26 protein-coding genes are annotated in these 23,765 nt (G+C 30.4%); 15 read left to right on the top strand and 11 right to left on the bottom strand.

Going from position 1 to position 23,765, the window contains the following annotated elements; all coding sequences use genetic code 11:
• Positions 1-59 precede the first annotated feature (59 nt).
• From CPEL_RS00095 to CPEL_RS00105, 4 genes are read left to right on the top strand one after another with little or no spacing between them, the layout of a single operon-like run.
• Positions 60-593, top strand: coding sequence for a purine-nucleoside phosphorylase (locus CPEL_RS00095; protein WP_044599456.1), 534 nt, complete (start codon positions 60-62; stop codon positions 591-593).
• Positions 594-601: 8 nt separating this feature from the next.
• The gene (gene rlmN, locus CPEL_RS00100; RefSeq protein WP_044598072.1) at positions 602-1,672 is read left to right on the top strand and encodes a dual-specificity RNA methyltransferase RlmN; all 1,071 of its coding nucleotides are present in this window, start codon (positions 602-604) and stop codon (positions 1,670-1,672) included.
• Positions 1,669-1,779, top strand: coding sequence for a hypothetical protein (locus CPEL_RS09480; RefSeq protein WP_232088171.1), 111 nt, complete (start codon positions 1,669-1,671; stop codon positions 1,777-1,779). The genes rlmN and CPEL_RS09480 overlap by 4 nt, the downstream gene beginning before the upstream one ends.
• Positions 1,769-2,788, top strand: coding sequence for a radical SAM domain-containing protein (locus tag CPEL_RS00105; protein ID WP_044598073.1), 1,020 nt, complete (start codon positions 1,769-1,771; stop codon positions 2,786-2,788). Before CPEL_RS09480 ends, CPEL_RS00105 begins: the two co-directional genes overlap by 11 nt.
• On the opposite strand, the gene CPEL_RS00110 is transcribed toward CPEL_RS00105, so the two are convergent.
• A complete protein-coding gene (locus tag CPEL_RS00110; protein ID WP_044598074.1) occupies positions 2,785-3,687 on the bottom strand; it encodes an RluA family pseudouridine synthase in 903 nt (300 codons plus the stop codon). The genes CPEL_RS00105 and CPEL_RS00110 overlap by 4 nt on opposite strands.
• A 79-nt stretch (positions 3,688-3,766) precedes the next feature.
• Here CPEL_RS00110 and purB point away from each other — a divergent pair, with 79 nt between their 5' ends.
• The 7 genes from purB (at position 3,767) to CPEL_RS00145 (ending at position 13,847) form a co-directional block, all read left to right on the top strand.
• Complete coding sequence (purB, locus tag CPEL_RS00115) at positions 3,767-5,095, top strand: adenylosuccinate lyase (RefSeq protein WP_044598075.1); 1,329 nt, start codon at positions 3,767-3,769, stop codon at positions 5,093-5,095.
• Positions 5,096-5,106: 11 nt separating this feature from the next.
• On the top strand, positions 5,107-7,482 hold the full coding sequence (locus CPEL_RS00120) for an aerobic ribonucleoside-diphosphate reductase Ia, B1 protein subunit NrdA (protein WP_044598076.1): 2,376 nt from the start codon (positions 5,107-5,109) through the stop codon (positions 7,480-7,482).
• Between the two features lie 15 nt (positions 7,483-7,497).
• On the top strand, positions 7,498-9,483 hold the full coding sequence (locus CPEL_RS00125; protein ID WP_044598077.1) for an OPT family oligopeptide transporter: 1,986 nt from the start codon (positions 7,498-7,500) through the stop codon (positions 9,481-9,483).
• Positions 9,480-10,286, top strand: coding sequence for an undecaprenyl-diphosphate phosphatase (locus CPEL_RS00130; RefSeq protein WP_044598078.1), 807 nt, complete (start codon positions 9,480-9,482; stop codon positions 10,284-10,286). The genes CPEL_RS00125 and CPEL_RS00130 overlap by 4 nt, the downstream gene beginning before the upstream one ends.
• Before the next feature lie 106 nt (positions 10,287-10,392).
• On the top strand, positions 10,393-12,204 hold the full coding sequence (thrS, locus tag CPEL_RS00135; protein WP_044598079.1) for a threonine--tRNA ligase: 1,812 nt from the start codon (positions 10,393-10,395) through the stop codon (positions 12,202-12,204).
• Positions 12,201-12,722 carry a translation initiation factor IF-3 gene (infC, locus tag CPEL_RS00140; protein ID WP_044599457.1) on the top strand — a complete coding sequence of 174 codons (522 nt, stop codon included), beginning with the start codon at positions 12,201-12,203 and terminating at the stop codon, positions 12,720-12,722. The genes thrS and infC overlap by 4 nt, the downstream gene beginning before the upstream one ends.
• 36 nt (positions 12,723-12,758) lie before the next feature.
• The gene (locus tag CPEL_RS00145) at positions 12,759-13,847 is read left to right on the top strand and encodes a DNA adenine methylase (RefSeq protein ID WP_044598080.1); all 1,089 of its coding nucleotides are present in this window, start codon (positions 12,759-12,761) and stop codon (positions 13,845-13,847) included.
• Here the strand turns inward: CPEL_RS00145 and CPEL_RS00150 are convergent.
• From CPEL_RS00150 to CPEL_RS00180, 7 genes are all read right to left on the bottom strand, one after another.
• Positions 13,844-14,710 (bottom strand): helix-turn-helix transcriptional regulator, encoded by an 867-nt coding sequence (locus tag CPEL_RS00150; RefSeq protein ID WP_044598081.1) that lies wholly within the window; start codon positions 14,708-14,710, stop codon positions 13,844-13,846. The two genes, CPEL_RS00145 and CPEL_RS00150, sit on opposite strands and share 4 nt — an antisense overlap.
• A gap of 12 nt (positions 14,711-14,722) precedes the next feature.
• The gene (locus CPEL_RS00155) at positions 14,723-15,037 is read right to left on the bottom strand and encodes a hypothetical protein (RefSeq protein WP_044598082.1); all 315 of its coding nucleotides are present in this window, start codon (positions 15,035-15,037) and stop codon (positions 14,723-14,725) included.
• Between the two features lie 73 nt (positions 15,038-15,110).
• A complete protein-coding gene (locus CPEL_RS00160; protein WP_044598083.1) occupies positions 15,111-16,778 on the bottom strand; it encodes a GTPase family protein in 1,668 nt (555 codons plus the stop codon).
• 71 nt (positions 16,779-16,849) lie between these two features.
• The gene (locus CPEL_RS00165; protein WP_044598084.1) at positions 16,850-17,065 is read right to left on the bottom strand and encodes a hypothetical protein; all 216 of its coding nucleotides are present in this window, start codon (positions 17,063-17,065) and stop codon (positions 16,850-16,852) included.
• 67 nt (positions 17,066-17,132) lie between these two features.
• Positions 17,133-17,327, bottom strand: a complete 195-nt coding sequence (locus CPEL_RS00170) for a hypothetical protein (protein WP_044598085.1) — start codon at positions 17,325-17,327, stop codon at positions 17,133-17,135.
• 19 nt (positions 17,328-17,346) lie between these two features.
• Positions 17,347-17,709 carry a hypothetical protein gene (locus tag CPEL_RS00175; protein ID WP_044598086.1) on the bottom strand — a complete coding sequence of 121 codons (363 nt, stop codon included), beginning with the start codon at positions 17,707-17,709 and terminating at the stop codon, positions 17,347-17,349.
• Between the two features lie 137 nt (positions 17,710-17,846).
• Entirely contained in the window at positions 17,847-18,947 is a 1,101-nt protein-coding gene (locus CPEL_RS00180) for an HP0729 family protein (RefSeq protein ID WP_044598087.1), read from the bottom strand.
• A gap of 149 nt (positions 18,948-19,096) precedes the next feature.
• Between CPEL_RS00180 and rpmI the strand changes: the two genes are divergently transcribed.
• The 3 genes from rpmI (at position 19,097) to CPEL_RS00195 (ending at position 20,617) form a co-directional block, all read left to right on the top strand.
• Positions 19,097-19,288: a 50S ribosomal protein L35 gene (gene rpmI, locus CPEL_RS00185; RefSeq protein WP_012660788.1), complete on the top strand. Its 192-nt coding sequence runs from the start codon at positions 19,097-19,099 to the stop codon at positions 19,286-19,288.
• 98 nt (positions 19,289-19,386) lie between these two features.
• Positions 19,387-19,740: a 50S ribosomal protein L20 gene (rplT, locus tag CPEL_RS00190; protein WP_039617097.1), complete on the top strand. Its 354-nt coding sequence runs from the start codon at positions 19,387-19,389 to the stop codon at positions 19,738-19,740.
• Complete coding sequence (locus CPEL_RS00195; RefSeq protein ID WP_044598088.1) at positions 19,718-20,617, top strand: DNA ligase; 900 nt, start codon at positions 19,718-19,720, stop codon at positions 20,615-20,617. Before rplT ends, CPEL_RS00195 begins: the two co-directional genes overlap by 23 nt.
• Here CPEL_RS00195 and CPEL_RS00200 read toward each other — a convergent pair.
• From CPEL_RS00200 to CPEL_RS00210, 3 genes are read right to left on the bottom strand one after another with little or no spacing between them, the layout of a single operon-like run.
• Positions 20,614-21,426 carry a zinc ABC transporter, integral membrane protein gene (locus CPEL_RS00200; RefSeq protein WP_044598089.1) on the bottom strand — a complete coding sequence of 271 codons (813 nt, stop codon included), beginning with the start codon at positions 21,424-21,426 and terminating at the stop codon, positions 20,614-20,616. The two genes, CPEL_RS00195 and CPEL_RS00200, sit on opposite strands and share 4 nt — an antisense overlap.
• Positions 21,419-22,168, bottom strand: coding sequence for a metal ABC transporter ATP-binding protein (locus CPEL_RS00205; protein WP_044598090.1), 750 nt, complete (start codon positions 22,166-22,168; stop codon positions 21,419-21,421). Before CPEL_RS00205 ends, CPEL_RS00200 begins: the two co-directional genes overlap by 8 nt.
• Complete coding sequence (locus CPEL_RS00210; RefSeq protein WP_044598091.1) at positions 22,165-23,001, bottom strand: zinc ABC transporter, periplasmic solute binding protein; 837 nt, start codon at positions 22,999-23,001, stop codon at positions 22,165-22,167. The genes CPEL_RS00205 and CPEL_RS00210 overlap by 4 nt, the downstream gene beginning before the upstream one ends.
• 64 nt (positions 23,002-23,065) lie before the next feature.
• Here CPEL_RS00210 and CPEL_RS00215 point away from each other — a divergent pair, with 64 nt between their 5' ends.
• The gene (locus CPEL_RS00215) at positions 23,066-23,764 is read left to right on the top strand and encodes a class I SAM-dependent methyltransferase (RefSeq protein WP_044598092.1); all 699 of its coding nucleotides are present in this window, start codon (positions 23,066-23,068) and stop codon (positions 23,762-23,764) included.
• The last annotated feature ends 1 nt before the right edge of the window (position 23,765 follow it).

Consider the following 23,765-nt stretch of genomic DNA (forward strand, 5'->3'; position numbering starts at 1 on the left):
GCATTATTTTAAGTGCTAATTGGATAAAATTTAACTTTATTTTTTATAAAGGTGGATTTTTGAAAAATCTTATAGTATGTGCTGGCGGAAATGAAAATTTTAAATTTGCAAAAAGTATAGGCATAGGACTTGTTAATTCTGCTTTTTCTTTGGGTAAAATTTTAAGCGAAGAAAAGGTGGATAATTTGATTTTTATTGGAACTTGTGGAATTTATCAAGAAGGAAAAATCTTAGAAATTTATGAAAGCTCTAATGCTTCAAATATAGAATATGCCGATATTTGCGATGGGTTTTATACACCTATTGCAAATAAAATCATATTAAATGTTTCACATGAAACAATGATTAATTCTTCAAACTATATATGCAAGGATAAAAATATAGCAAAACAATTTTTTGAAAAAGGTTTGCATATAGAAAATATGGAAGCTTACGCAGTGCTTTCTTGTGCAAAAATGCAAGGAATTAATGGAATTTGTTATTTGTGTGCGACAAATTTTTGTGATGAATTTGCCCATGAAGATTTTTTAAAAAATCATCAAAAAGCAAAAGAATTATTAAAAGATTTTTTGCTAGATAAAAAACTTATATAGGAAAAAAATTGAGTGATTTAAAAAATATATTAGATTTTACTAAAGAAGAATTAGAAAATTTAGTTCAGCCCAAATTTAGAGCTAAGCAAATTTTTGAGTGGATTTATAAAAAATACGCCGATGATTTTTTACAAATGTCGTCTTTGCCAAAAGAATTTAGGGCGTATTTGCAAGAAAATTTTCACTTTAGTCCTTTAAAATGTGTAAAAGATGAAAAAAGCAAAGATGGGAGCATTAAATACCTTTTTGAGCTTTTAGATGGTAAAAAAATAGAGGCTGTTTTGCTTCCTATGAAAGAAGAACTTGTAGATGAAAATGGTAAGATTATCAAACATGCAAGATATACTATTTGTGTTTCATCACAAGTGGGTTGTAAAAGCGGATGTAGTTTTTGTCTTACTGCTAAAGGGGGATTGAAAAGAAATTTAAGTGCTGGAGAGATAGTAGGACAAATTTTATGGATAAAAAAGCATAATCAAATTCCTTATGAAAGAAGGGTTAATATAGTCTATATGGGCATGGGTGAGCCTTTGGATAATCTTAAAAATGTTTCTAAGGCAGTTGTGATTTTAGCTGATAATGATGCTTTAGCGATAAGCCCTAGAAGGCAAACTATAAGCACAAGTGGTTTAGCAAAACAAATTAAAGAACTAGGTGCAATGAATTTGGGTGTGCTTTTGGCTATTTCACTTCATGCTGTAAATGATGAATTAAGAAGTGAATTAATGCCTATAAATAAAGCTTATAATATAGCTAGCATTATGGAAGCAGTGAGAAATTTCCCAATAGATCAACGCAAAAGAGTGATGTTTGAATACCTTTTAATTGATGGAATAAATGATAAAATCGAGCATGCCAAAGAATTAGTTAAGCTTTTAAATGGTATAAAAGCCAAGGTAAATTTAATACTTTTTAATCCTCACGAAGGTAGTTTATATAAAAGGCCAAGCGTTGAAGCGGCGGTTAAATTTCAAGATTATCTGAGCGCTAAAGGCGTAACTTGCACCATAAGAGAAAGTAAAGGACTTGATATTTCTGCAGCTTGTGGACAACTTAAAGAAAGGCAAAGTGCAAAATGACTTTTTTGGATATAGCGCAAATTATTTTCATCGCAATAGTAGTGGTAATAGGACTTGGTGGGATTATTTATGTTTTGAGAAATGAAGGGAAAAATAATGATAGATAAAAAACAATTATTAGAAAATGAACTATTTCAAAATAGATATATAAAAGCAAATATTTCTTGGTATTATTCTTATTTAACTGGAAAAAGAGGATTAGCTAGAATTTTTAAACTTCCATATGCTGCTTTGATGAGAAAATTTTATTTGAAAAAATATTTTGAAAAACGAGTAGGGGAGGGTAAAATAGATATTCCTTATTTAGAATTAGTTTTAACTACAAAATGCACTTTAAGATGCGAATCTTGTAATAATTTAATGCAATATTTTTCACCATCTAATCAATATACCTGTACTTTAGAGGGTATTATAAAATCATTAGAATTGCTTTTATCTAAGGTGGATTCTATTGCAAGGGTTAGAATCATAGGTGGAGAACCCTTGTTGTTTAAGGATTTACCGCAATTGATTGATTATTTAGATACTCAAAAGAAGATATTAACATTTTCTTTAGTGACTAATGCTACTATTGATTTTAAAGATGAGTTGATAAAAAGATTAAAATTTTCTAATAAGGTTAGAAAAATTACGATTTCAGATTATAAAAGATCTCCAAATTTAAAAATTCCATTGAAACAAGAAAGCATTTTGAAAAAATTAAAAGAAAATAAAATTCCATTTTCTATGGATTCTAGTGGAGAAAATTCCACTTGGAGTGATCCTGAAAAAATTTACAAACGCGGTAGAAATAAAGAAGATATAATAAAAAATTATCGCAATTGTCAAATGCCATGTGTTAGTTTAATGACTTCAGAAGGCTTAAAAGATAAATCTTTAGCACCAAATGGAGCTGTATTTACATGTCCTATATCTTCTTCTTTATCGCGTCTTAAAGGCTTAGAAGAATTTGAGGGTGATTTTGTAAATTTAGATGATGATAAAGAAAGATTTTTTGAATTTTACGCTCAAGATTTTTACAAATCCTGTGATTATTGTAGAGATTATGGTGCTCCAGCTAAGCAAATTGCAGTCGCAATTCAAACCAATAAAGTTTTAAAATTAGAAAAAGATTAAGATAAATTTTCTAAGAATTCATCTTTAATATTTTTTTGAGATTGTATCAAAAAGTTTTTATTTTTATATTTAAATTCTAGGCTAAAAGAGTGTAAAAGCAGTCTTTTAGCACCTGTAGTTTGAATTCTTTCAGTTTCACTCATTTTTCCATCAAGTATTTGTTCTATTTGTATTTTTTCTAAACCATACAAAGGTTCGCCTAAAATTTTATGTTTCACATGAAACAAATGCAGTCTTATTTGGTGTTGTCTTCCTGTTAAAGGCTTTGCTAAAACCAAACTAGCATTTAAATTTTCAAAAAATTCTAAACTTTGAAAATCTGTTATAGCTTTTTTTCCATTTTTACAAATACACATTCTAGTTTTAACATTATCATAATCTTTAGCTAAATCCATGCTTTCATCTACTCTAAATTGTGCTTTGGTTTTTCCTTCTACTAAAGCAAGATAGCTTTTTTGAACCAATCTTTTTTCAAACATGGTTTTTAACTCAATTTGTGCAAATTTATGTTTTGCAACAAGTATAAGCCCACTTGTTTCTTTATCTAGCCTATGAGCCACACAAGCTTTTTCACCCCATAAATGCCAAATTTCATCACAAAGGCTATAAGTGCAATTTCTTCCATTTGGGTGGCTTAATACCCCACTTGGCTTTTCTATCACTGCAAAATCTTCATTTTCATAGACTATTTCTATGCCCTTTGGCTCATTTTGATAAACAATTAATTCTACCAATCCATCTAAAAATTGATTTTTTTCTTCTACTAAATTTCCATTGCAAAAAAGGCGTTTTTTGTCGATAAGTTTTTGTGCTTGACTTATGGAAATTTTTAATTCATCCATAAGTAGTTTAAAGGCCTTTTTTCCATTATTTGATAGTTTTATTTTTATATAAGGCAAGTTTAATCCTAGTATAAATAATTTTCGATAAAATAAACATTTTTTTAAATAATTATTATATCTAAAAAAGGTTTTGAAAATGGTTGAAAGATATAGCAGGGAAATCATGGCTAAAAAATGGGACATGCAAGCAAAATACGATGCATGGCTTAAAGTAGAATTAGCTGCTGTAAAAGCGTGGAATAAACTAGGTCTTATTAAAGATGATGATTGTGAAAAAATCATTAAAAATGCTAAATTTGATATAGCAAGGATTGATGAGATAGAAAAAACCACCAAACATGATGTAATAGCCTTTTTAACAAGTGTGAGTGAAAGTTTAGGCGAAGAAAGTCGTTTTGTGCATTATGCAATGACGAGTTCAGATTGTATAGATACTGCTGTTGCTTTACAGATTAAAGATAGTTTAGAATTAATCTTGCAAGATTTAGATCAAGTATTAGCAGCGATTAAAACAAGAGCGTATGAGCACAAAAATACTTTAATGGTAGGAAGAAGTCATGGAATTCATGGAGAACCTATAACCTTTGGTTTGGTTTTGGCTATTTGGTATGATTCATTAATCCATGCAAAAGATTTAATCCTTCATGCAAAAGAAGTTATTAGCTATGGAAAAATCAGCGGTGCTATGGGAAATTTTGCTCATGCTCCGCTTGAATTTGAAGAAGAAGTTTGTAAAAATTTAGGCCTTAAACCTGCTCCAGTTTCAAACCAAGTAATACAAAGAGATCGTTACGCACAAGTTATTTCAGCTTTAGCGATTTTAGCTTCAAGTTGTGAGCAAATTGCAGTTGCTATCCGCCATTTTCAAAGAACAGAAGTGTATGAAGCTGAAGAGTATTTTTCTCAAGGACAAAAAGGGAGTTCTGCTATGCCACATAAGAGAAACCCTGTTTTGAGTGAAAATATTACTGGCCTTTGTAGAGTGATAAGAGCTTATGTAAATCCTGCTTTAGAAAATGTAGCCTTATGGCATGAAAGAGATATATCACATTCTAGTGTAGAAAGATTTATTTTGCCTGATGCGTTTGTTACGACTGATTTTATGCTCTCAAGATTATGCGGGGTGATAGAAAAACTTTTGGTGTATCCAGAAAATATGATGAAAAATTTAAATTTAACCGGTGGGCTTGTGTTTTCTCAAAGAGTATTGCTTGAACTTCCATTTAAAGGTATAAGCAGAGAAGAAGCTTATAAAATTGTTCAAAGAAATGCTATGAAAGTTTGGGCTGATTTGCAAAATGGTAAGCCCGCTTTAAATGAAAAAGGCGAGAGCTTATTTTTACTAGCTTTATTAGCTGATGAGGATTTGAAAAAGTCTTTGAGTGAGACAGATATTAGAAATTGTTTTGATTATAATTATTACACTAAAAATGTAGATAAAATTTTTGAAAGAACATTTAAGTAAGAAAGGCTGATATGAAAGTATTAAAAAGAAATGGTAGAACAGAAGAATTAGATGTTTCTAAAATCAAAAAATACACCACAGATGCAGTGGCAAATTTAGAAAATGTCAGCCAAAGCGAGCTTGAAGTGGATGCAAAAATCCAATTTCGCGACGGGATTAGCACTGAAGAAATCCAACAAACTCTTATAAAAACTGCAGTAGATAAAATAGACATTGATAGACCTAATTGGACTTTTGTTGCAGCAAGATTGTTTTTGTATGATTTATATAAAAAAGTAAGTGGTTATAGTGGCTATAAACATCTAAAAGAATACCTTGAAAAAGGTGAAAAAGAAGGTAGGATTTTAATAGGCCTAAAAGAAAAATACGATTTAGATGATTTAGATGCTTATATAAAACCAGAGCGTGATTTGCAATTTACTTATCTTGGTATAAAAACTTTATATGATAGATATTTGATTAAAGATTCTAAGGGTATACCTATAGAATTGCCACAGCAAATGTTTATGGCTATAGCGATGTTTTTGGCGCAAAATGAGCTAGATTCTCAAACTTGGGCTAAGAAATTTTATGATTTAATCTCAACTTTTGAAGTAATGCTTGCAACCCCAACCCTTTCAAATGCAAGAACTACAAGACACCAATTAAGCTCATGTTATATAGGAAGCACACCTGATAATATAGAAGGAATTTTTGATTCTTATCAAGAAATGGCACTTTTATCTAAATTTGGTGGTGGTATAGGCTGGGACTGGTCTAAGGTGCGTGCAATGGGTGGAAGCATAGATGGGCATAAAAATGCAGCAGGTGGGATTATACCATTTTTAAAAATCACTAACGATATAGCAGTAGCTGTTGATCAACTAGGAACTAGAAAAGGGGCGATTGCTGTTTATATCGAACCTTGGCATATGGATGTAAATGATTTTTTAGATTTGCGTAAAAATTCAGGTGAAGAAAGAAGAAGAGCGCATGAGCTTTTTCCTGCTTTGTGGATTAATGATTTGTTTATGAAAAGGGTGAGAGCAAATGATAAATGGACGCTTTTTGATCCTGCAGATACTGAAATTTTGTGTGATTTATATGGTGAGGAATTTGAAAAAAAATACGAAGAATTTGAAAAAGATGAAAGCATAGCCAAAGAAATTGTTGATGCAAAAGAGCTATGGAAAAAGATATTGCTTTCTTATTTTGAAACAGGTATGCCATTTTTATGCTTTAAAGATAGCGCTAATAAAGCCAATCCAAATTCACATGTAGGAATTATAAGAAGTTCGAATTTATGTACAGAAATTTTTCAAAATACAGATCCAAATTATTATCAAATCAAAATTGTATTTGATGATAAAACAGAGCTTCATTTAGATGAAAATGAAGAACTCACCATAGATGGAGGCTACAAAAAGCCTGCTAAAAAGGTTTCTACCTTAGATAGCATTAATGGTAAAAAAGTTTATATAGTAGAAAAATATAAAATAGAAGGAAAAACTGCTGTTTGTAACCTAGCAAGTATAAATTTAAGCAAAATTAACACTAAAGAAGATATTCAAAGAGTGGTTCCAACGGCTATTAGAATGCTTGATAATGTAATTGATTTGAATTTTTATCCTCATGTGAAAGTTAAAAATACCAATCTAAAATCGCGTGCTATAGGACTTGGTGTAATGGGCGAAGCGCAAATGCTGGCTGAAGCCCAAATTTATTGGGGTTCTAATGAGCATTTTGAAAAAATTGATCATATTATGGAAATGATTAGCTATGAAGCGATTTTAGCTAGTTCAAATTTAGCTTTAGAAAAAGGAAGTTATCCTGATTTTGAAGGTTCAAATTGGAGTAAAGGTATAGTGCCAATTGATGTAGCAAATGAAAATGCCAAAAAACTTACCGCAAGTGAAGGTTTATTTGATCAAAGTGAGTGTGATTGGGAAAAATTAAGAGAAAAACTTAAAAGAGATGGTATAAGAAATGGTTATTTAATGGCTATAGCACCAACTTCTTCTATTTCTATTTTAGTGGGAACTACTCAAACGATTGAGCCTGTGTATAAGAGAAAATGGTTTGAGCAAAACTTAAGCGGTATGATACCAACTGTGGTGCCAAATTTAAGCGCTAATACTTGGCAGTATTATACCCCTGCTTATGAGCTTGATCAAAAAATCTTAGTAAAAGCAGCTGCTATTCGTGGTAAATGGATAGATCAAGGTCAGTCTTTAAATATCTTTGTTTCTTTAGATAAAGCAAGCGGGGGGTATTTGAATGAAATTTATCAACTTGCTTGGGAATTAGGGGTTAAATCAACTTATTATTTAAGAAGCGAAAGTCCTGATAGTGAAAAAGTTAATGATAATATAGTTGATAGAAGTATAGAATGTGAAGGTTGTCAATAAAAATGGAGAAACAAAATGTATACAAAAAAATCATTACCGGAGCTTACGCTTAGAGGTATAATTTTAGGAAGTATTTTAACGATTATATTTACTGCCTCAAATGTTTATTTGGGGCTTAAAGTTGGTCTTACTTTTTCTACTTCTATTCCTGCTGTTGTGATTGCAATGGCAGTTTTAAAAATTTTTAAAGATTCTAATATTTTAGAAAATAATATGGTGCAAACTCAAGTTTCAGCAGCGGGGACATTATCAGCTGTGATTTTTGTTATACCAGGTCTTTTTATATGTGGGTATTGGTTTGAATTTCCGCTTTGGCTTACTTTTATGCTTTGTCTTTGTGGAGGTGGATTAGGCGTGCTTTTTACTATACCTTTGCGAAGAGCCATGGTAGTAGAGAGCAAATTAGCTTATCCTGAAGGAAGGGCAGCTGCTGAAATCTTAAAAGTTGCTAATAAAGATCAAGCAGATAAAAAAGGCAAAGTAGGTTTAAAAGAAATTACTCTTGGTGTTGTATTGGCTTCTGTAATTAGCCTTTTTTCAAGTGGTTTTAAGCTTCTTTCAAGTGGAAGTAGTTTTGCTTTTATGTGGCAAAAAATGACTTTTGGTTTTTCTATGGGATATTCAGTAGCACTTTTGGGTGCTGGATACTTAGTAGGTATAGCTGGAGGTGTTGCATTGCTTGTGGGTATGGTGCTTGCGTGGATGGTTTTTGTGCCGTATTTTTCTGCTAAAGAGAGTTTTGATGCGAGTTTGAGTGCATTAGATATTGCTAATCAAATTTGGGCTCAAAAAGTGCGTTTAATAGGCACAGGAGCTATTGCTATAGCAGCTTTATGGACTTTGATAGAACTTGCTAAGCCTGTATATGATGGTATGAAAAATATGCTTAAAAAAACTTCTCTTCATATTTCACAAGATCCAAAAGATACTGATTTATCATTAAAAGCAATGATAGCTTTATTTGCGTTAATGAGTATAGGTTTATTTATATCCTTTTATGCTTTTGTAGCTGATTCAAATTTAGCAAGTGGCTATCAAATTCTTTTTGCTTTTGTAGGAACTTTAGTAGCAATTTTCATAGGCTTTTTTGTGGCTTCTGCTTGTGGATATATGGCAGGTTTGGTGGGCTCATCATCTTCGCCTATTTCTGGTATAGGACTTATTGGGATTATGATTTCTTCTTTGATTATTTTGCTTTTGGGTTATCAAGTAGATTTATTTAGCGATCCTTTGATGTCTAAATTTGCTATTGCTTTTGCTATATTTACTACTAGTGTTATTTTGGCAACTGCTGCTATTTCTAATGATAATTTACAAGATTTAAAAACAGGCTATTTAGTAGGTGCAACTCCTTGGAAACAACAAGTTTCTTTGATTATAGGTTGTGTATTTGGAGCTTTGGCTATCGCTCCTGTTTTAAATTTATTATACCAAGCTTATGGTTTTGTGGGTGCAATGCCAAGAGAGGGAATGGATGAGGCAAATGCACTCGCTGCTCCACAAGCAAATTTAATGAGTACTATTGCTCAAGGTATTTTCAATGCTAATATTGATTGGAGCTATATTATAGCGGGTGCTTTTGTGGGCGTTGGTATAATCATAGTTGATCGTTTATTAAGAAAGAAAAACATGTCTTTACCACCTTTAGCTGTGGGTATAGGTATATATTTGCCACCTGCTGTAAATATGCCTTTGTTTATAGGAGGATTACTAGCGTATTTAATTAAAAGGCGTTTGGAGCAAAGATATGCTAAAAATGCTCATAAAAAAGAACTCATTAGTGAGCATGAACAAAAAGGAACCTTGTTTGCTTCTGGCTTGATAGTGGGTGAAAGTATATTTGGAGTATTAATAGCTGGTTTAACCGTGCTTTCTATTAGTAGAGGTGGGGCTGAAGATCCACTTGCTATTGCAACTTCATTTAAAGATGATGGATCTATTGGTTTTGTGGTGTTTATAATTATCATGTTAATTTTTGCAAGACGAGTATTAAAAAAATGAATTTAGAATATTATTATGCTTTGATTTTAGGAATCATTGAAGGTTTAACAGAATTTTTACCTGTTTCATCAACTGGGCATATGATCTTGGGTGCTGAAATTTTGGGTTTAAATATAGATGATTTTTGGAGAAGTTTTTTCATTATCATTCAACTTGGTTCTATACTTGCGGTGATTATTATTTTTAAAGATAAACTCACTCAAAAACTTGATATTTGGCTAAAACTTGCTGTGGGCTTTTTGCCTGCAGGCGGGGTAGGCTTTATAGCATATAAATTTTTAAAAGAAATATTTAATGGCTATACCGTGGCTACTATGTTAATAATTGGTGGAATTGTTTTTATCATCATAGAGCTTAAACATAGAAAAAAAGATTATGCTATACATTCTTTGGATGAGGTAAGTTATAAACAAGCTTTTTTAATAGGCTTAACTCAAGCACTTGCTATTATACCTGGAACTTCAAGAAGCGGAGCAAGTATCATAGGTGGATTATTGCTTGGGCTTGATCGTAAGGTAGCTTCTGAATTTTCATTTTTACTTGCAATTCCTACTATGATTATCGCAACAGCTTATAGTATTTATAAAGAACCACAAGTTTTAAGCAATATGAATAATTTTATACCTTTGATTATAGGTTTCATAACAGCTTTTGTAGTAGCTTTTGTAGTAATCAAAATATTTTTAAAACTTATTAGTAAGATAAATTTCATACCTTTTGGAATTTATAGGATAATTTTAGGTTTTGTATTTTTGTATCTTTTTATGAGTGGTGCATTAGATATATCAAGAACAGGTGTTTAAAATATAAAAATATTCTTTATTTAAAAAAAGTTTAAGTTTTCATAGCTAAAATTAGTCTTTATATTTTAATTTAAGCTCACAAGGTTAGTGAGTGCTAAGGGTAGAAATGACAAAAGATATAATCGCATATGCAAATAATGAAACTTTAGTAGATACTCAAAGTTTTAACAATGATACAAATTTAACTCCGATTTATTTTGATAATTCCAAACAAAGTTTAGAAGTTATTCGTCATTCTTGTGCGCATTTAATGGCTCAAGCAATTAAAAGTTTATATCCAGAGGCTAAATTTTTTGTAGGGCCTGTGATAGAAGATGGATTTTACTACGATTTTAGGGTTGATAGTAAGATTTCAGAAGAAGATTTAAATAAAATCGAAAAGAAAATGAAGGAACTAGCACAAGCAAAATTAGACATCACAAAATACGAGCTCTCAAAGGCTGAAGTTAAAGAAAAATTTGCTAGTGATGATTTAAAACAAGAGGTTTTGCTAAGAATTCCTGATGGAAAAGTAAGTATTTATAAGCAAGGTGAATTTGAAGATTTATGCCGTGGGCCTCATGTGCCAAATACTGGATATTTAAGATTTTTTAAACTTACCCGTGTAGCTGGAGCGTATTTGGGTGGTGATGAAAAAAGAGAAATGCTTACAAGAATTTATGGGACTGCATTTGCTGATAAAGAAAGTTTAAATGAATACTTAAAAATCATTGAAGAGGCTAAAAAAAGAGATCATAGAAAGCTTGGTAATGAAATGAAGCTTTTTGCCTTTGATGATGAAATAGGTGGTGGGCTTCCTATATGGCTTAGTAATGGTGCAAAATTAAGAAGCAAATTAGAGCATTTGTTATATAAAGCACATAGATTAAGAGGCTATGAGCCTGTGCGCGGACCTGAACTTTTAAAAGCTGATGCATGGAAAATTAGTGGGCATTATGCAAACTATAAAGAAAATATGTATTTTACGCAAATTGATGAGCAAGAATACGGCATTAAGCCGATGAATTGTGTAGGGCATATTAAAATTTATCAAAGTGATGTTAGAAGTTATCGTGACTTACCTTTGAAGTTTTTTGAATACGGCGTAGTGCACCGCCATGAAAAAAGCGGAGTTTTGCACGGGCTTTTTAGGGTAAGAGAATTTACTCAAGATGATGCACATATTTTTTGTATGCCAAGTCAGATAAAAGAACAAGTTTTAGAAATTTTAAGCTTTGTTGATACTTTAATGAAGGCTTTTGAGTTTGATTATGAAATGGAAATTTCAACACGCCCAGCAAAAGCAATAGGCGATGATGAAATTTGGGATATAGCTACAAAGGCTTTGAAAGAAGCTTTAGATGAACAAGGTTTAAAATACGGCATTGATGAAGGTGGTGGAGCTTTTTATGGCCCAAAAATTGATATAAAAATCACTGATGCGTTAAAAAGAAAATGGCAGTGTGGGACTATACAAGTAGATTTTAACTTACCAAGTCGTTTTAAACTTGAATACACAGATACAGATAATGAGAAAAAACAACCTGTAATGCTTCACCGTGCTATTTTAGGCTCTTTTGAAAGATTTATAGGAATTTTAGTAGAGCATTGTGCGGGTGAATTGCCATTTTTCATAGCACCAACTCAAGTAGCCATAGTGCCAATTTCGCAAAATCACCACGAGTATGCAAAAGAAATAGCAAGAAAACTTTTAGAGCTTGGCATTGATAGTGAAGTGTATAATAAAAATGAAAGCTTAAATAAAAAAATCCGCACCGCTGAAAAAGCACATGTACCTATGATACTTGTGCTAGGCGATGAAGAAGTGGCAAATCAAAGTGTGGCATTAAGAGATAGAAGAGCAAAAGAACAAAAAACAATGACATTAGATGAATTTATAACCCTAACAAAGGAGAAATTAAGTGAGGTATGCTTTTGAGTAAAGAAAAAGATGTATTGCTAAATGAAGAAATTCAAGCAGATGAGATTAGATGTATAGGTGATGATGGCAAAGTTTATGGCATTATTAGTAGTGATGAAGCACTAGATATAGCAAACAGACTAGGGCTTGATTTAGTGATGATAGCAGCTGATGCCAAACCACCAGTGTGTAAAATAATGGATTATGGAAAATTCCGTTATCAGCAAGAAAAAAAGCAAAAAGAAGCAAAGAAAAAACAAAAGGTAATTGATATAAAAGAGATTAAACTTTCTGTGAAAATCGCTCAAAATGATATTAATTACAAAGTAAAACATGCAAGCGAGTTTTTAGAACAAGGTAAACATGTAAAATTTAGAGTGTTTTTAAAAGGTCGTGAGATGAGTTCTCCTGAAGCAGGGGTAGTTTTGCTTGAAAAAATTTGGCAAATGGTAGAAGATATAGCAGATAGAGACAAAGAGCCTTTACTCGAAGGACGCTATGTAAATATGTTAGTAACTCCTAAAAAGAAAAAATAACTACAAGCCTTTTTTAAGGCTTGTATTTTTGAATTTATGTTAGAAAATCCGCAATTTTTAAAAGAACAAATCATAACTTATCTTGGCAATAAAAGATCCTTGTTAGAGTTTTTAAATCAAGGTTTTAAATTCGCACAAAATGAGCTTAAAAAAGATAAATTTAGTTTTTGTGATGTATTTAGTGGATCTGGGGTAGTTTCGCGTTTTGTGAGGCCTTATGCGAGTTTTATCATGGCAAATGATTTGGAGGATTATTCTAAAATCATTAATGAGTGTTATTTGAGCAATCAAAATGCAAAATTTTTACGAGAATTACAAAAACATTATGCTTTTTTAATTTCTGATTTAAAACTTAAAAAAGGCTTTATAAGCAAGCTTTATGCTCCAAGTGATGATGAGTGTATCCAAAAAGATGAAAGAGTTTTTTATACGCTTAAAAATGCGATGTATTTAGATTCTATGCGAGAAAAAATTTCAAGCTTGCCAAAAGAAATTCAAAAATATTTCATCGCACCGCTTATCTATGAAGCAAGCGTGCATGCAAACACAAGTGGGGTTTTTAAAGGTTTTTATAAAGATAAAAATGGAGTGGGAAAATTTGGAGGAAATGGAGCAAATGCACTAAGCCGTATAAAAGGCGATATAGCTTTAAAAATGCCTGTTTTTTCAAATTTTACTTGTAAATATGAGGTTTTTCAAAAAGATGCAAATATTTTAGCCAAAGAGCTTGATAATTTTGATGTGGCATATTTAGATCCTCCTTATAATCAGCACCCTTATGGGTCAAATTATTTTATGTTAAATTTAATTGCTAATTATAAAAAGCCAAAGGAAATTTCAAAGGTTTCTGGCATACCAAAAGACTGGAACCGCAGTGCTTTTAACAAAGAAAAAAAAGCTGAAGATGCTTTGTTTGATTTAATAAATGATTTAAAAGCTAAGATTGTATTGCTTTCTTATAATTGTGAAGGTTTTGTAAAAAAAGAAAATTTCACAAAAAGACTTCAAAGTCTTGGAAAATGCTTTGTGCTTGAGCAAAAATACAATGCCTTTAGAGCTAGTAGAAACCTTTCTAAACGCTCCATGCATATACAAGAGCAACTCTATGTATTAAAAAAACACTAATCTTGCATGTATGTGTTTAATTGCTCAAAAAGTTTTTCTTTTAAAGCAATAGGTTTGTTTATTTTTATATAAGGTATCCAATATCTTATCAAATTTAAAAGCTCATCATCATAAGCGTAAAAGGCTTTTATATAGATGTATTTTTCGTCTTCATCGATAAATTCGTATTTGCTTAAGGCGTTTTTTCTAAAGAAATATTCTTTAGCTTTTTTATCAAGTTTTAAGATAGCTTCTTTGTTTTCTTTGCTAATCCAATGGCTTTGATCTTTTTTTATTTGCTCGATGAAATTTTCTTTTGGCGTGAAAGTTTGTGTTGTGTTGGTTTTTAAATTTGTGATTTTTAAAAAAGCAAAAGTTTTTAAAGTGTCGTTTTCATCTGCTAAAAGATACCATATATGTTCTATATTGATAAGTTTATAAGGATAAACTTGGCGATGTTTTTCTTTATAATCAAAACTTATAGGATGTTTTGCGATAATAGCCGTGCTTAATTCTTCAAAAATTTGTCTATCAAGCATTTCATAATTTTGGTTTTTGACTAAAAAGGCTTTGTTGATTTTTTCATTGAGTAAATCGTTTAAAAACTCTTTATCTAAACTAGGATATAGCTTGCCTATGCCACTTAATATAGCAAAATTTTGTATGTCTTTAAAGCTTAATTTTCCTAAGGCGTATTTTTCCAAAAAATATCTACCATTTTCTTTTTTTATAGGCATAAAAGCTAGTCTTTCGTTTAAATCCCTTTGTATGGTTCGGATACTGACATTAAATTCTTGTGCTAATTCTTCTAAGCTAAAGCTTTGTGCGTTGTTAAAACATTGTAAAATGTGTGCTAAACGCGTAGAAAGCTTGTCTTTATCCATGTATAACCTTTTTTATTTTTGTTTATTTAGTAAATCTTTGATGTTTTGTTTGATTGTTTTTGGATCATTTTCATAAGTGGCTAAAAGCTCTTGAATAAGCTTTAAAAAATCATTAAAATCATCAGGATTTTCTTTTTTAAATTTAAGCACTCTATCTAGGATGATAAAAGCAGCTTCTGTTTTGTCGTTTTCTTTTTCATAAAGCTCTTTTAACTCTAAAGCAAACTTAGTGTAGGTATAAGCTTGCTTTGGTTTTGAGATGATGTTAAAGATGTTTGATTTATAACTAAAAAGCAATGAAAAAAGTTGAGGTAGTTTGTTTAGCATGGTGTGACTTTCTTTGAAAATATTAAACTTGTAAATTTAAGTGCTAGTCTAAATATTTAGACTAGCAAAATTGTTATTTTTTTGAACTTTTTGAAGAGTTAAATATTTTCTTGAAAACATTTATGACTTCTTGAAATTGCTCACTTTTTGTAAAATCAATAAAATCTTTTGCTATTTCTACGCCTTTTACAGCATATTCTTTGAGCGTTTCTATAAAAGAATTTCCTATTTTTTCATTGTAGTTTTCAATGTTATCATTGTCTTGAAAATTTGTTTCATTTTGTGATTTATATTTTAAATAAACAAATCTTTTCTCTGTAGGTGTTTTATCAATGATATATGCTAGCAATTTTTTAAGATTGTATGATTTTTGTTTTTTCTTTGTTTTATCGGTGTATCCTGCTGCATAGTATATTATATCAACATCTATTTTAGTATCATCATAAATTCTTTTTTTAATGATTTCTACATCTTTGTCTAGTTTTTCTATTAGTTCTATGCTAGGTTGATTTTTTTCATAATCAAAAGAATTTGGTATATCTGAAGCTTTATCACATTTATTAATAGCAATCAATATTCTTTTTTTGTCTTTTAATGTGGGCATAATGGTATCTTTAATTAGGTTGTAAAAAGTACCTAAATCTCTAAGATTTGCACCGTTTAAAGTGATTAAAACAAGATCAATTTCTTCGTCGCCCCTTTTTTTCAATAATTCTTCGATTTGATTTTTATATATTTTATCGTTTTCTTCACTATCTCCAAAACCAGGCGAATCATAGATTGTTAAATTGTCTAGTTTAAAATCTTTAACTTCTTTAGTTTCTGGCTTAGCTGTTGTTCCGATTTCTATATCAAGTTCTTTTCCCTCATATTCAAATAGTGCTTTTATAGTAGAGCTTTTACCAGCACCAGTGGGACCAGCTATTAAAATGTTTAATTTTTGATCAAATAGCTCATTAATACTATATTTTTTACCATTTTGTATTTCATTTTTTAATTGTACTTTTTTCTCTTTACTTTTTTCTAGTTCTTGTTTTTCTAAAAGATAATGTTGTCTTAGATGTATTATATGAAATACAGCTGGTATTGTAACTCTAAAGGCTGTTCCGGCTATGTCATTGAGTGTCCAAAGACCAGTTATAGTCATGCCAATAGGACCTAAAAAACTAGCTCCAGCTCTTTGAGCGACAGCACCTGCAGTAAATTTAAGTATAGATTGATTAATTGCTTTTATAAGCATTTGCGAAATACCAAACATTAAAACTAAACTCGAATTCACTTCTGTATATTTTAAAATAACATCTTTAGAGTAGTTAGTGATATCTTTTAAGCCCAAAGATTGTGAAAGCTCTTTTAATTCTTCTGGAGATAGTTTTTCGATGGATTTTTTGAAAGTATCTTTTAAAATTTTTTCTTCTATTTCTAAGACTGTATCATCTTTATTAAAATTTATTTTTAATTTTTCAGCAACATCTTGCAGAATTTCTTCATATAAAATACCACTATCTCGGAATTTATTAGCAATAGTATTACCGCCAAATTTTTGCAATTCTTCCATTATGGCTTCTATGTATTTTTCATGTTGTGGATAATGCTTTTTATAAAGTTCGTTTTTGGTTAATTCCTCTGTATATCTTGGTTTACCATCATCATCGTGGGTAAGAGTTTTTACCAAATCGTTTAAAACTTCATCATTTAATTCTCTTAAAAATTCCAAATCTTTGTCATATTTATACGCCATCTTTTTCCTTTCAATTTAAATTTTGTTATTATATCAATACCCCCCCCCCATAATGTCAAGGGTTTACTAGCTTACTTACTTTTAATAATCCTTACAAGCACCATTATACCCGCTAAAATTAGTATATAAGACACCGCTACATTTACAATTCCGTATTTTTCTATTAAAAATAAACTTGGCAAAATAACACAATATAAAACAAATATAAGTAAAGCCCAAAAAGTACCACAAACTATGGCCCATATAGCAGTAGCTATCATAACTATAATGCCAATTACTATTGCCATTTAATTCCTTTCTTAAATTTTTATAAAATTATATTTTAGCTCTGTGACAGCTTATGTCATAAAAACATTATCTTTTAAAAACACTTAATATGGTACCAAATGCCATTTCTAAGGCATTTGCGTTTTTTCTTTGGAGTGGTTCTTTGCATTTTGGGCAAGAAAAAATTTCATCACTAAAAGACATAACATCAGATTTTGGAACTATCACTTTAGAGTATCCGCATTTTTTACATACTTTTTTAAATGGCATAGGGCGTATCATTCAATTTCCTTTATATAATTTAACTATTAACATTATCTAATTTTTGCTCTTTTATTTCACTCGGATTTGCGTTTTCAAAAATCTCTTTTATACTAGTGCATGTTTGCTCGTATCTTTCTTTGAGTTCTGGGTTGTTTTCTATAGCTTCTTTTCCGCCAAATAAATCCGAAACAACCAAAGGTTCGTTGAAAAATTTATCATCCACCGCATCAACTACATTATAAACTTTTTCAGCGGCTTGCCCAAGCATTTCACATGCTATGTCTTTTGGATCATCAGTCCAATATGCGTTTTCTTCTTTGGTTTTGTCATACCATTTTTTTAATCCATATCCAGTTGCAGCTAAAGCTACTCCACCTAAAATAAAACCTAATTTTCCCATAAATAATTCCTTTTGTTTTGATTTACAAAAGGAATTATATTTTAGCCTTATGACAGGTTGTGTCACATAAGAGTTAAATTTCAAAATATAAAAGATATGTTTATTAGTTTATTGGTGTAGCAAACAAGTATTGTGATTTACAATACTTGTTTATCGTCTAATCTTTGTTTTTGCATTAAAATTCCTTTTAATACACTAAAAGTATCTATACCTAAGATGAGATTTCTTAACTTTTTAGTTTGCTCTAGCGATGAGGCTTTTTCATGGACGGCTGAATTTCTTACATCTTGCAAGGTGTTGATGTGTTTGCAAAGCTCATAAATGATAAAATTTTTACATTTTATTTCAAGTAAGTCTTGAATTTGTTTATTGATAAGTAAAAACTTCATCGTGCCTATGTTTGGTTTATGTTTAAAAAAATCATTTAATGTATAAGTATTTTGTTGCACGCTATAGCTTATGTTTTTTATGCTTTCATCTTTTTGGCAAAGTTGTAAAAATACTTTTTTACAAAAATCATAAATTTCATATTCTAAAGTTTTAGAGTATTTAACAATGATAGAAGTAAAATCATACAAAGGATCTTGTTTGTTTTTATCAAATTCCATTTCAGCGTATATTATATTGCTAATGCTATCAGGGTGTAAAAGGTGAAAAAGCTCATTTCCAAAGATGTATTTTTTAAAAATATCTTGAATTTGCAAATACTCTTGGCTTTTATAAACATCTAAATAATGTTTTGTTTCATCTAAAAAATAACTAATCTCGTTTTTTTGCTTGATGATTAAAGGATATATATAAGAATTTCCATAGATAGCATAAGAATTGTTTTTATAATTTGGCGTGGTAAAATTTGATAGATAATGATTTTTCACAATTGTAAAATCCTCACGAACTAATTCTTTTAAATCTTCTATGATAAAATAATGCTCGATATTAAAATTCTTTTCTTTATAATAACTTGGTAATAAATTCTCATCATCTAAGTTTTTGCTTACCTTTATAACTTTTGCTACAAAAAAATTTGCATAATCACTTAAAAAAAGTTGCAAAGGATTATCTTTGCTAGTGTTAGCATAAATTGTTTCTAAGTCTTTTTCGAAAGAATTGTTTTGATCGTTGATTTTTGATTTTACCTTAGCAAAAGCAACTTGGCCTTTATTAAGCAGAATTTGTAAGTGTTCTTTGATAACATTATCTTGATAGTAAGGATTGTAAAGGATTAAAAGATTATTCATAGTTTTCCTTGAAAATTTTTGATTTTGATATTTTACTTAATTTTAAGAAAATTCCTTAAATTTACATTAGCTAAATTTAATTTTCTTAAAGCATTTTTATAGTAAAATGATAGCTTTCTTTTATGAAAAAATTTATCCAAAGGATACACATGCCAAAAATGAAAAGCGTTAAAAGTGCTGTTAAACGCTTCAAAGTAGGTAAAAACAAAATCAAAAGAGGCTCAGCTTTTAGAAGCCACATTTTGACAAAAAAACCTGCTAAAAGAATGCGTGATCTTCGCACTTCTAAGTATGTTCATTCAACCAATGTTAAAGCGGTTGAAAAAATGTTAGGAATTTAAGCTCGCTTAAATTTAGTTTTTGACAAAAAAGTCATTCAAACTCCCCTTTTTAAAGGGCAAGATTCGTTTAACGAACGCCAATTTGTGAAAGGATAAATATGGCAAGAGTAAAAACAGGTGTTGTAAGACGCCGCAGACATAAAAAGGTTTTAAAGCTTGCGCGTGGTTTTTATAGTGGTCGCCGCAAACACTTTAGAAAAGCTAAAGAACAATTAGAAAGAAGTTTGGTTTATGCGTATCGTGATAGACGCCGCAAAAAACGCGATTTCCGCCGTCTTTGGATAGTGCGTATCAATGCAGCTTGCAGACTAAATGATATTAGTTATTCAAGATTTATAAATGGTCTTAAAAAAGCAGGCATTGAGCTTGATAGAAAAATTCTAGCTGATTTAGCGATGAATGATGCAGCTGCTTTTGCAAAAATTGCAGATGCTGCTAAAAAAGCACTTTAATCTTAAAACAAGGCTATTTATAAGCCTTGTTTTTCTTTCTACTCTCTTTTTAAATTCTCTTTTTGCAAAAGATATTTTGCTTTTTAAAGTTTATGATGAAAAAGCATTTAAAGATGTAAATTTAAGCCATTATCTCATGAGCGAAAAACTCGATGGTGTAAGAGGACTTTGGAGTGGTAAGTCTATGCAAACAAGAGCAGGAAATGCTATAAAACTTCCTTCATTTTTCACAAAAAATTTTCCAAAATTTGAGCTAGATGGAGAACTTTGGATTAAAAGAGAAGCTTTTGAAGAAATCGCATCTTTAATACGCCAAGAAAATCCTGATGAAAAGCTTTGGCAAAAAGTAAGTTACAATGTCTTTGATGTACCAAATGCTTGTGAGGAATTTAAACTAAATCCTTGTACTTTAGAAGCAAGATTAGAAGTTTTAAAAGCATATTTAGTTGAAAATCCAAATGAATTTATAAAAATCATTCCTCAAATTCGTATACAAAATAAAGAGCATTTAAAGCATTTTTATCAAGAAGTTTTAAATCACAAAGGCGAGGGGTTGATTATAAGAAAAAATGATGTTGCTTATGAAAGAAAAAGATCAGAAAATGCCTATAAATTAAAACCTTTTGATGATGGAGAATGTGTAGTAAAAAAGCATTTTAAAGGCAAGGGTAAATTTGAAGGTAAATTAGGTTCTTTGCTTTGTGAAGCTTATATAAAAGATAAAAAAGTAAGTTTTAAAATCGGCACCGGCTTTAAAGACAAAGAGCGTGAAAATCCACCGCCTATTGGTTCTATCATCACTTATAAATACTATGGCTTAACTAAAAATGGCAAGCCAAGATTTGCTAGTTTTTTAAGAATTTATGAAAAAAATTAAGTCAATTTTTTAAAAATTATGCTAAAGCAAAGATAAAGCATAAAACCAATACAAGCACTTGCTATAATACAAGCACCACTTGCAAGGTTATAATAAAAACTTACAAAAAGCCCTATTAAGCAAAAACTTATGCTTAAAAGTGTTGATATTATCATCATTTGTCCGAGTTTTTTAGAAAATTTTTCAGCGATAAAAGCAGGTATGCTAAGCAAAGCTATCACTAAAACAAGCCCTACAACTTTAATGCTAATTACTATACAAAAAGCTAGCATTGCGATTAAAAGATAATGAAAAATATTGGTTTTAACCCCTCTTAAACTCGCAAATTCTTTATCAAAACTAAGAATTTCAAATTGACGATAAAAAAGTAAAATCAAAACAATAAAAACTACATCTATAAAGGTAAATAAGATTACATCTTGTGTTGGCACAGATAAAATACTACCAAATAAATATCCCATTAAATCATTATTATAACCAGGGCTTAAATCGATAAAAATAATTCCCACAGCCATTCCAAAAGCCCATATAACCCCGACTATATTATCGCTTCTAAAGGGGTATTTTTGCACTAAAAATGCCACAAGTAAGGCTAAAAACAAAGTAAAAAGGCTTGTGCTAATTAATACAGGCAAACCAAAATAAAATGCTATACCAATGCCCCCAAAAGCCCCATGCGTTATACCACCAGCCATTGAAGTTAAGCGATTAATCATAATCAAAGTTCCCATAATCCCACACGCAATGCTAGTTAAAAATGCAGCTAAAAAAGCATTTTGTATAAAAGAACTAGATAAAAGCTCAAGCATGGTTTTTTCCTTCACAATAACACTGATCTAAGCTAAGTTCTACATCACAAAAATGAGAATGATTTTGACTTAAGTGTTTGAGTAAATGTGCCTTTTTTTCAGGGGTGTTTTCATGCAAAAATAATTCTTTGTTTAAATAGGCTATTTTATTTGCATAAGCTAAGCATACATTCAAATCATGGCAAATTACTATCACTCCAACCCCGCTTTCATGAAGTTTTTTCAAAAGTTCAAAAATTTGCACAGAGCCCTTTGTGTCTATGCTTGCGGTTGGCTCATCAAGAACTAAAAGTTTGCAATCACTTGCTAGGGCTCTTGCTATATAAACTCTTTGTCTTTGTCCGCCACTTAATTCATTGATTTTTTTGTCCCAAAAATTTCTCATACCTACTTTTTCTAAGGCCGTTAAAGCTTTTTGGCGGTCTTTTTTTGTATAAAAGCCAAAGATTTTTTTATCCACTCTACCCATCATCACCACCTCTTGCACACGCACAGGAAAATTTGGGTTTGCTAGGGTATTTTGTGGGACATAGCCTATATCTTTTAAATTTATATTGCTAAAATGAATGCATTTTTGATTATTTAACAAACCCAATATAAGTTTTAAAAGTGTGGATTTTCCTCCACCATTTGGCCCTACTATGGCTAAAAAATCCTTGCTTTCATAGTTTAGATTGATATTTTTTAAAACCATATCTTGATTATAAAAAAAATTTAAATTTTTTATATCAATTTTTATCATTTTAATGCACTTGCTATATTTTTTGCATCTTCTAAAAGAGTATTTTCAAAATCATAAGCTAAATGATCAAGTTCTATGATTTTAAGATTATGAGTAGATGCTATGGATTTTATAGTGTTGTTATTGGCTGCTTTTGGTATAAAAATAGTATTGATTTGCTCTTTTTTTATGAGCTTGGAAAGATTTTGCAAATCTTTTGGCTTAGGTTCTTTGCCTTCAAGCTCTATAGGAACTTGGATTAAATCATACCTTTTGGCAAAATACCCCCAAGAGGGATGATAAACTAAAAAATATCTGCTTTTAATATCTTTAAATACGCTTTGAATTTTTAAATTTAAAGCATCAAGTTCTTTTAAAAAATTCTCTAAATTTTGCTCATAAAATGCTTTATTTTGAGGGTATTGTTCTATAAGAGCTAAGGCAGTATTTTTTGCCATGGTTTTTACTAAAAGTGGATCAAGCCATGTGTGAGGATCCATTCCATGATGATGGTGTCCTTCATGTGCATGCTCTTGCATAGGTAAAAGTTTGATATCTTTTTGCATAGAGATGATTTTAGTGTTTTTTAGTTCATCTTTTAGTTTTAAAATCCAAATTTTTTCAAATTCTAAATTGGCTGTAAAATAAATATCACTTTTTTCAAGTTTTAAAATTCCACTTGGTTTAAATTCAAAAGTATGCTCATTGGCATTAGGGGGTATGACTATATTAACATCTAGAGTATCTTTGGCTATTTTTTGCACAAAATAAGCCTGAGGAGCTATGCTTACGCTAACTAAAGCTTTAGCATACAAACTTAAAAACGACAATAAACAAATCAATATGACTTTCATAAGTTCTCCTTTTTTTTAAAAATGAAAAAATATTATATTATAATAAAAAAAACAAGGAGAAATTATGAATTTATGGAATAAAAAAGCAAAAAGCTATGCAAGATATAGCTCTAATTTAAACGAAATTCAAAAAGCTACTTTTGCAAAACTTGGTTCTTTACAAGGGCAAGGTGTGGTAGATATAGGCTGTGGAAGTGGTGTTTGGACTTTGCATTTAGCACAAAAAGCAAAAAGCGTTTTAGGTGTAGATAGTTCTAATGCTATGCTTGAAATTTTGCAAGAAGATGCTAGAAAAAATAATATTAATAATGTTAAAACTTTAAATTCAGATTTTGAAAATTTTTATAAAAACAATAATGCAAAATTTGACTTAGCATTTTTGAGTATGTCTCCGGCTTTGCAAAATGAAAAAGATTATAAAGCCTTTTTAAATTTAGCTTCTAAAAAAGTGTATTTAGGTTGGGCAAGTAGGCGTAAAAGTAGTTTTTTAGATCCTATATTTTTGCATTTTAATACACATTTTAAAGGTTTTTATGAAGAGGATTTACAAAGCTTTTTAAATACACAAAATATCCCTTATGAGAGTGAAATTTTTAACGAAACTAGAGTGGTAAAAAGAGACAAAGAAAGTGCGATAGAAAATGCTTTGTGGCATTTGAGTATGAATGGCATTAATGCAAATAAACAAGAGCTAGAAAGCTTTGTAAAAGATGAGGTAGAAGAGATCATAGAAGCTAAGATAAAGCTTTTGATTATTGATTAAA

This window comes from Campylobacter peloridis LMG 23910 (assembly GCF_000816785.1).
Taxonomy (GTDB): Bacteria; Campylobacterota; Campylobacteria; order Campylobacterales; family Campylobacteraceae; genus Campylobacter_D; species Campylobacter_D peloridis.

Coding starts and splice junctions, on each gene's coding strand:
- CPEL_RS09480 (WP_232088171.1), top strand. CDS start 1,669: ATGACTTTTTTGGATATAGCGCAAATTATTTTCATCGCAATAGTAGTG.
- CPEL_RS00105 (WP_044598073.1), top strand. CDS start 1,769: ATGATAGATAAAAAACAATTATTAGAAAATGAACTATTTCAAAATAGA.
- purB (WP_044598075.1), top strand. CDS start 3,767: ATGGTTGAAAGATATAGCAGGGAAATCATGGCTAAAAAATGGGACATG.
- CPEL_RS00120 (WP_044598076.1), top strand. CDS start 5,107: ATGAAAGTATTAAAAAGAAATGGTAGAACAGAAGAATTAGATGTTTCT.
- CPEL_RS00125 (WP_044598077.1), top strand. CDS start 7,498: ATGTATACAAAAAAATCATTACCGGAGCTTACGCTTAGAGGTATAATT.
- CPEL_RS00130 (WP_044598078.1), top strand. CDS start 9,480: ATGAATTTAGAATATTATTATGCTTTGATTTTAGGAATCATTGAAGGT.
- thrS (WP_044598079.1), top strand. CDS start 10,393: ATGACAAAAGATATAATCGCATATGCAAATAATGAAACTTTAGTAGAT.
- CPEL_RS00145 (WP_044598080.1), top strand. CDS start 12,759: ATGTTAGAAAATCCGCAATTTTTAAAAGAACAAATCATAACTTATCTT.
- CPEL_RS00150 (WP_044598081.1), bottom strand. CDS start 14,710: ATGGATAAAGACAAGCTTTCTACGCGTTTAGCACACATTTTACAATGT.
- CPEL_RS00155 (WP_044598082.1), bottom strand. CDS start 15,037: ATGCTAAACAAACTACCTCAACTTTTTTCATTGCTTTTTAGTTATAAA.
- CPEL_RS00160 (WP_044598083.1), bottom strand. CDS start 16,778: ATGGCGTATAAATATGACAAAGATTTGGAATTTTTAAGAGAATTAAAT.
- CPEL_RS00165 (WP_044598084.1), bottom strand. CDS start 17,065: ATGGCAATAGTAATTGGCATTATAGTTATGATAGCTACTGCTATATGG.
- CPEL_RS00170 (WP_044598085.1), bottom strand. CDS start 17,327: ATGATACGCCCTATGCCATTTAAAAAAGTATGTAAAAAATGCGGATAC.
- CPEL_RS00175 (WP_044598086.1), bottom strand. CDS start 17,709: ATGGGAAAATTAGGTTTTATTTTAGGTGGAGTAGCTTTAGCTGCAACT.
- CPEL_RS00180 (WP_044598087.1), bottom strand. CDS start 18,947: ATGAATAATCTTTTAATCCTTTACAATCCTTACTATCAAGATAATGTT.
- rpmI (WP_012660788.1), top strand. CDS start 19,097: ATGCCAAAAATGAAAAGCGTTAAAAGTGCTGTTAAACGCTTCAAAGTA.
- rplT (WP_039617097.1), top strand. CDS start 19,387: ATGGCAAGAGTAAAAACAGGTGTTGTAAGACGCCGCAGACATAAAAAG.
- CPEL_RS00195 (WP_044598088.1), top strand. CDS start 19,718: ATGCTGCTAAAAAAGCACTTTAATCTTAAAACAAGGCTATTTATAAGC.
- CPEL_RS00200 (WP_044598089.1), bottom strand. CDS start 21,426: ATGCTTGAGCTTTTATCTAGTTCTTTTATACAAAATGCTTTTTTAGCT.
- CPEL_RS00205 (WP_044598090.1), bottom strand. CDS start 22,168: ATGATAAAAATTGATATAAAAAATTTAAATTTTTTTTATAATCAAGAT.
- CPEL_RS00210 (WP_044598091.1), bottom strand. CDS start 23,001: ATGAAAGTCATATTGATTTGTTTATTGTCGTTTTTAAGTTTGTATGCT.
- CPEL_RS00215 (WP_044598092.1), top strand. CDS start 23,066: ATGAATTTATGGAATAAAAAAGCAAAAAGCTATGCAAGATATAGCTCT.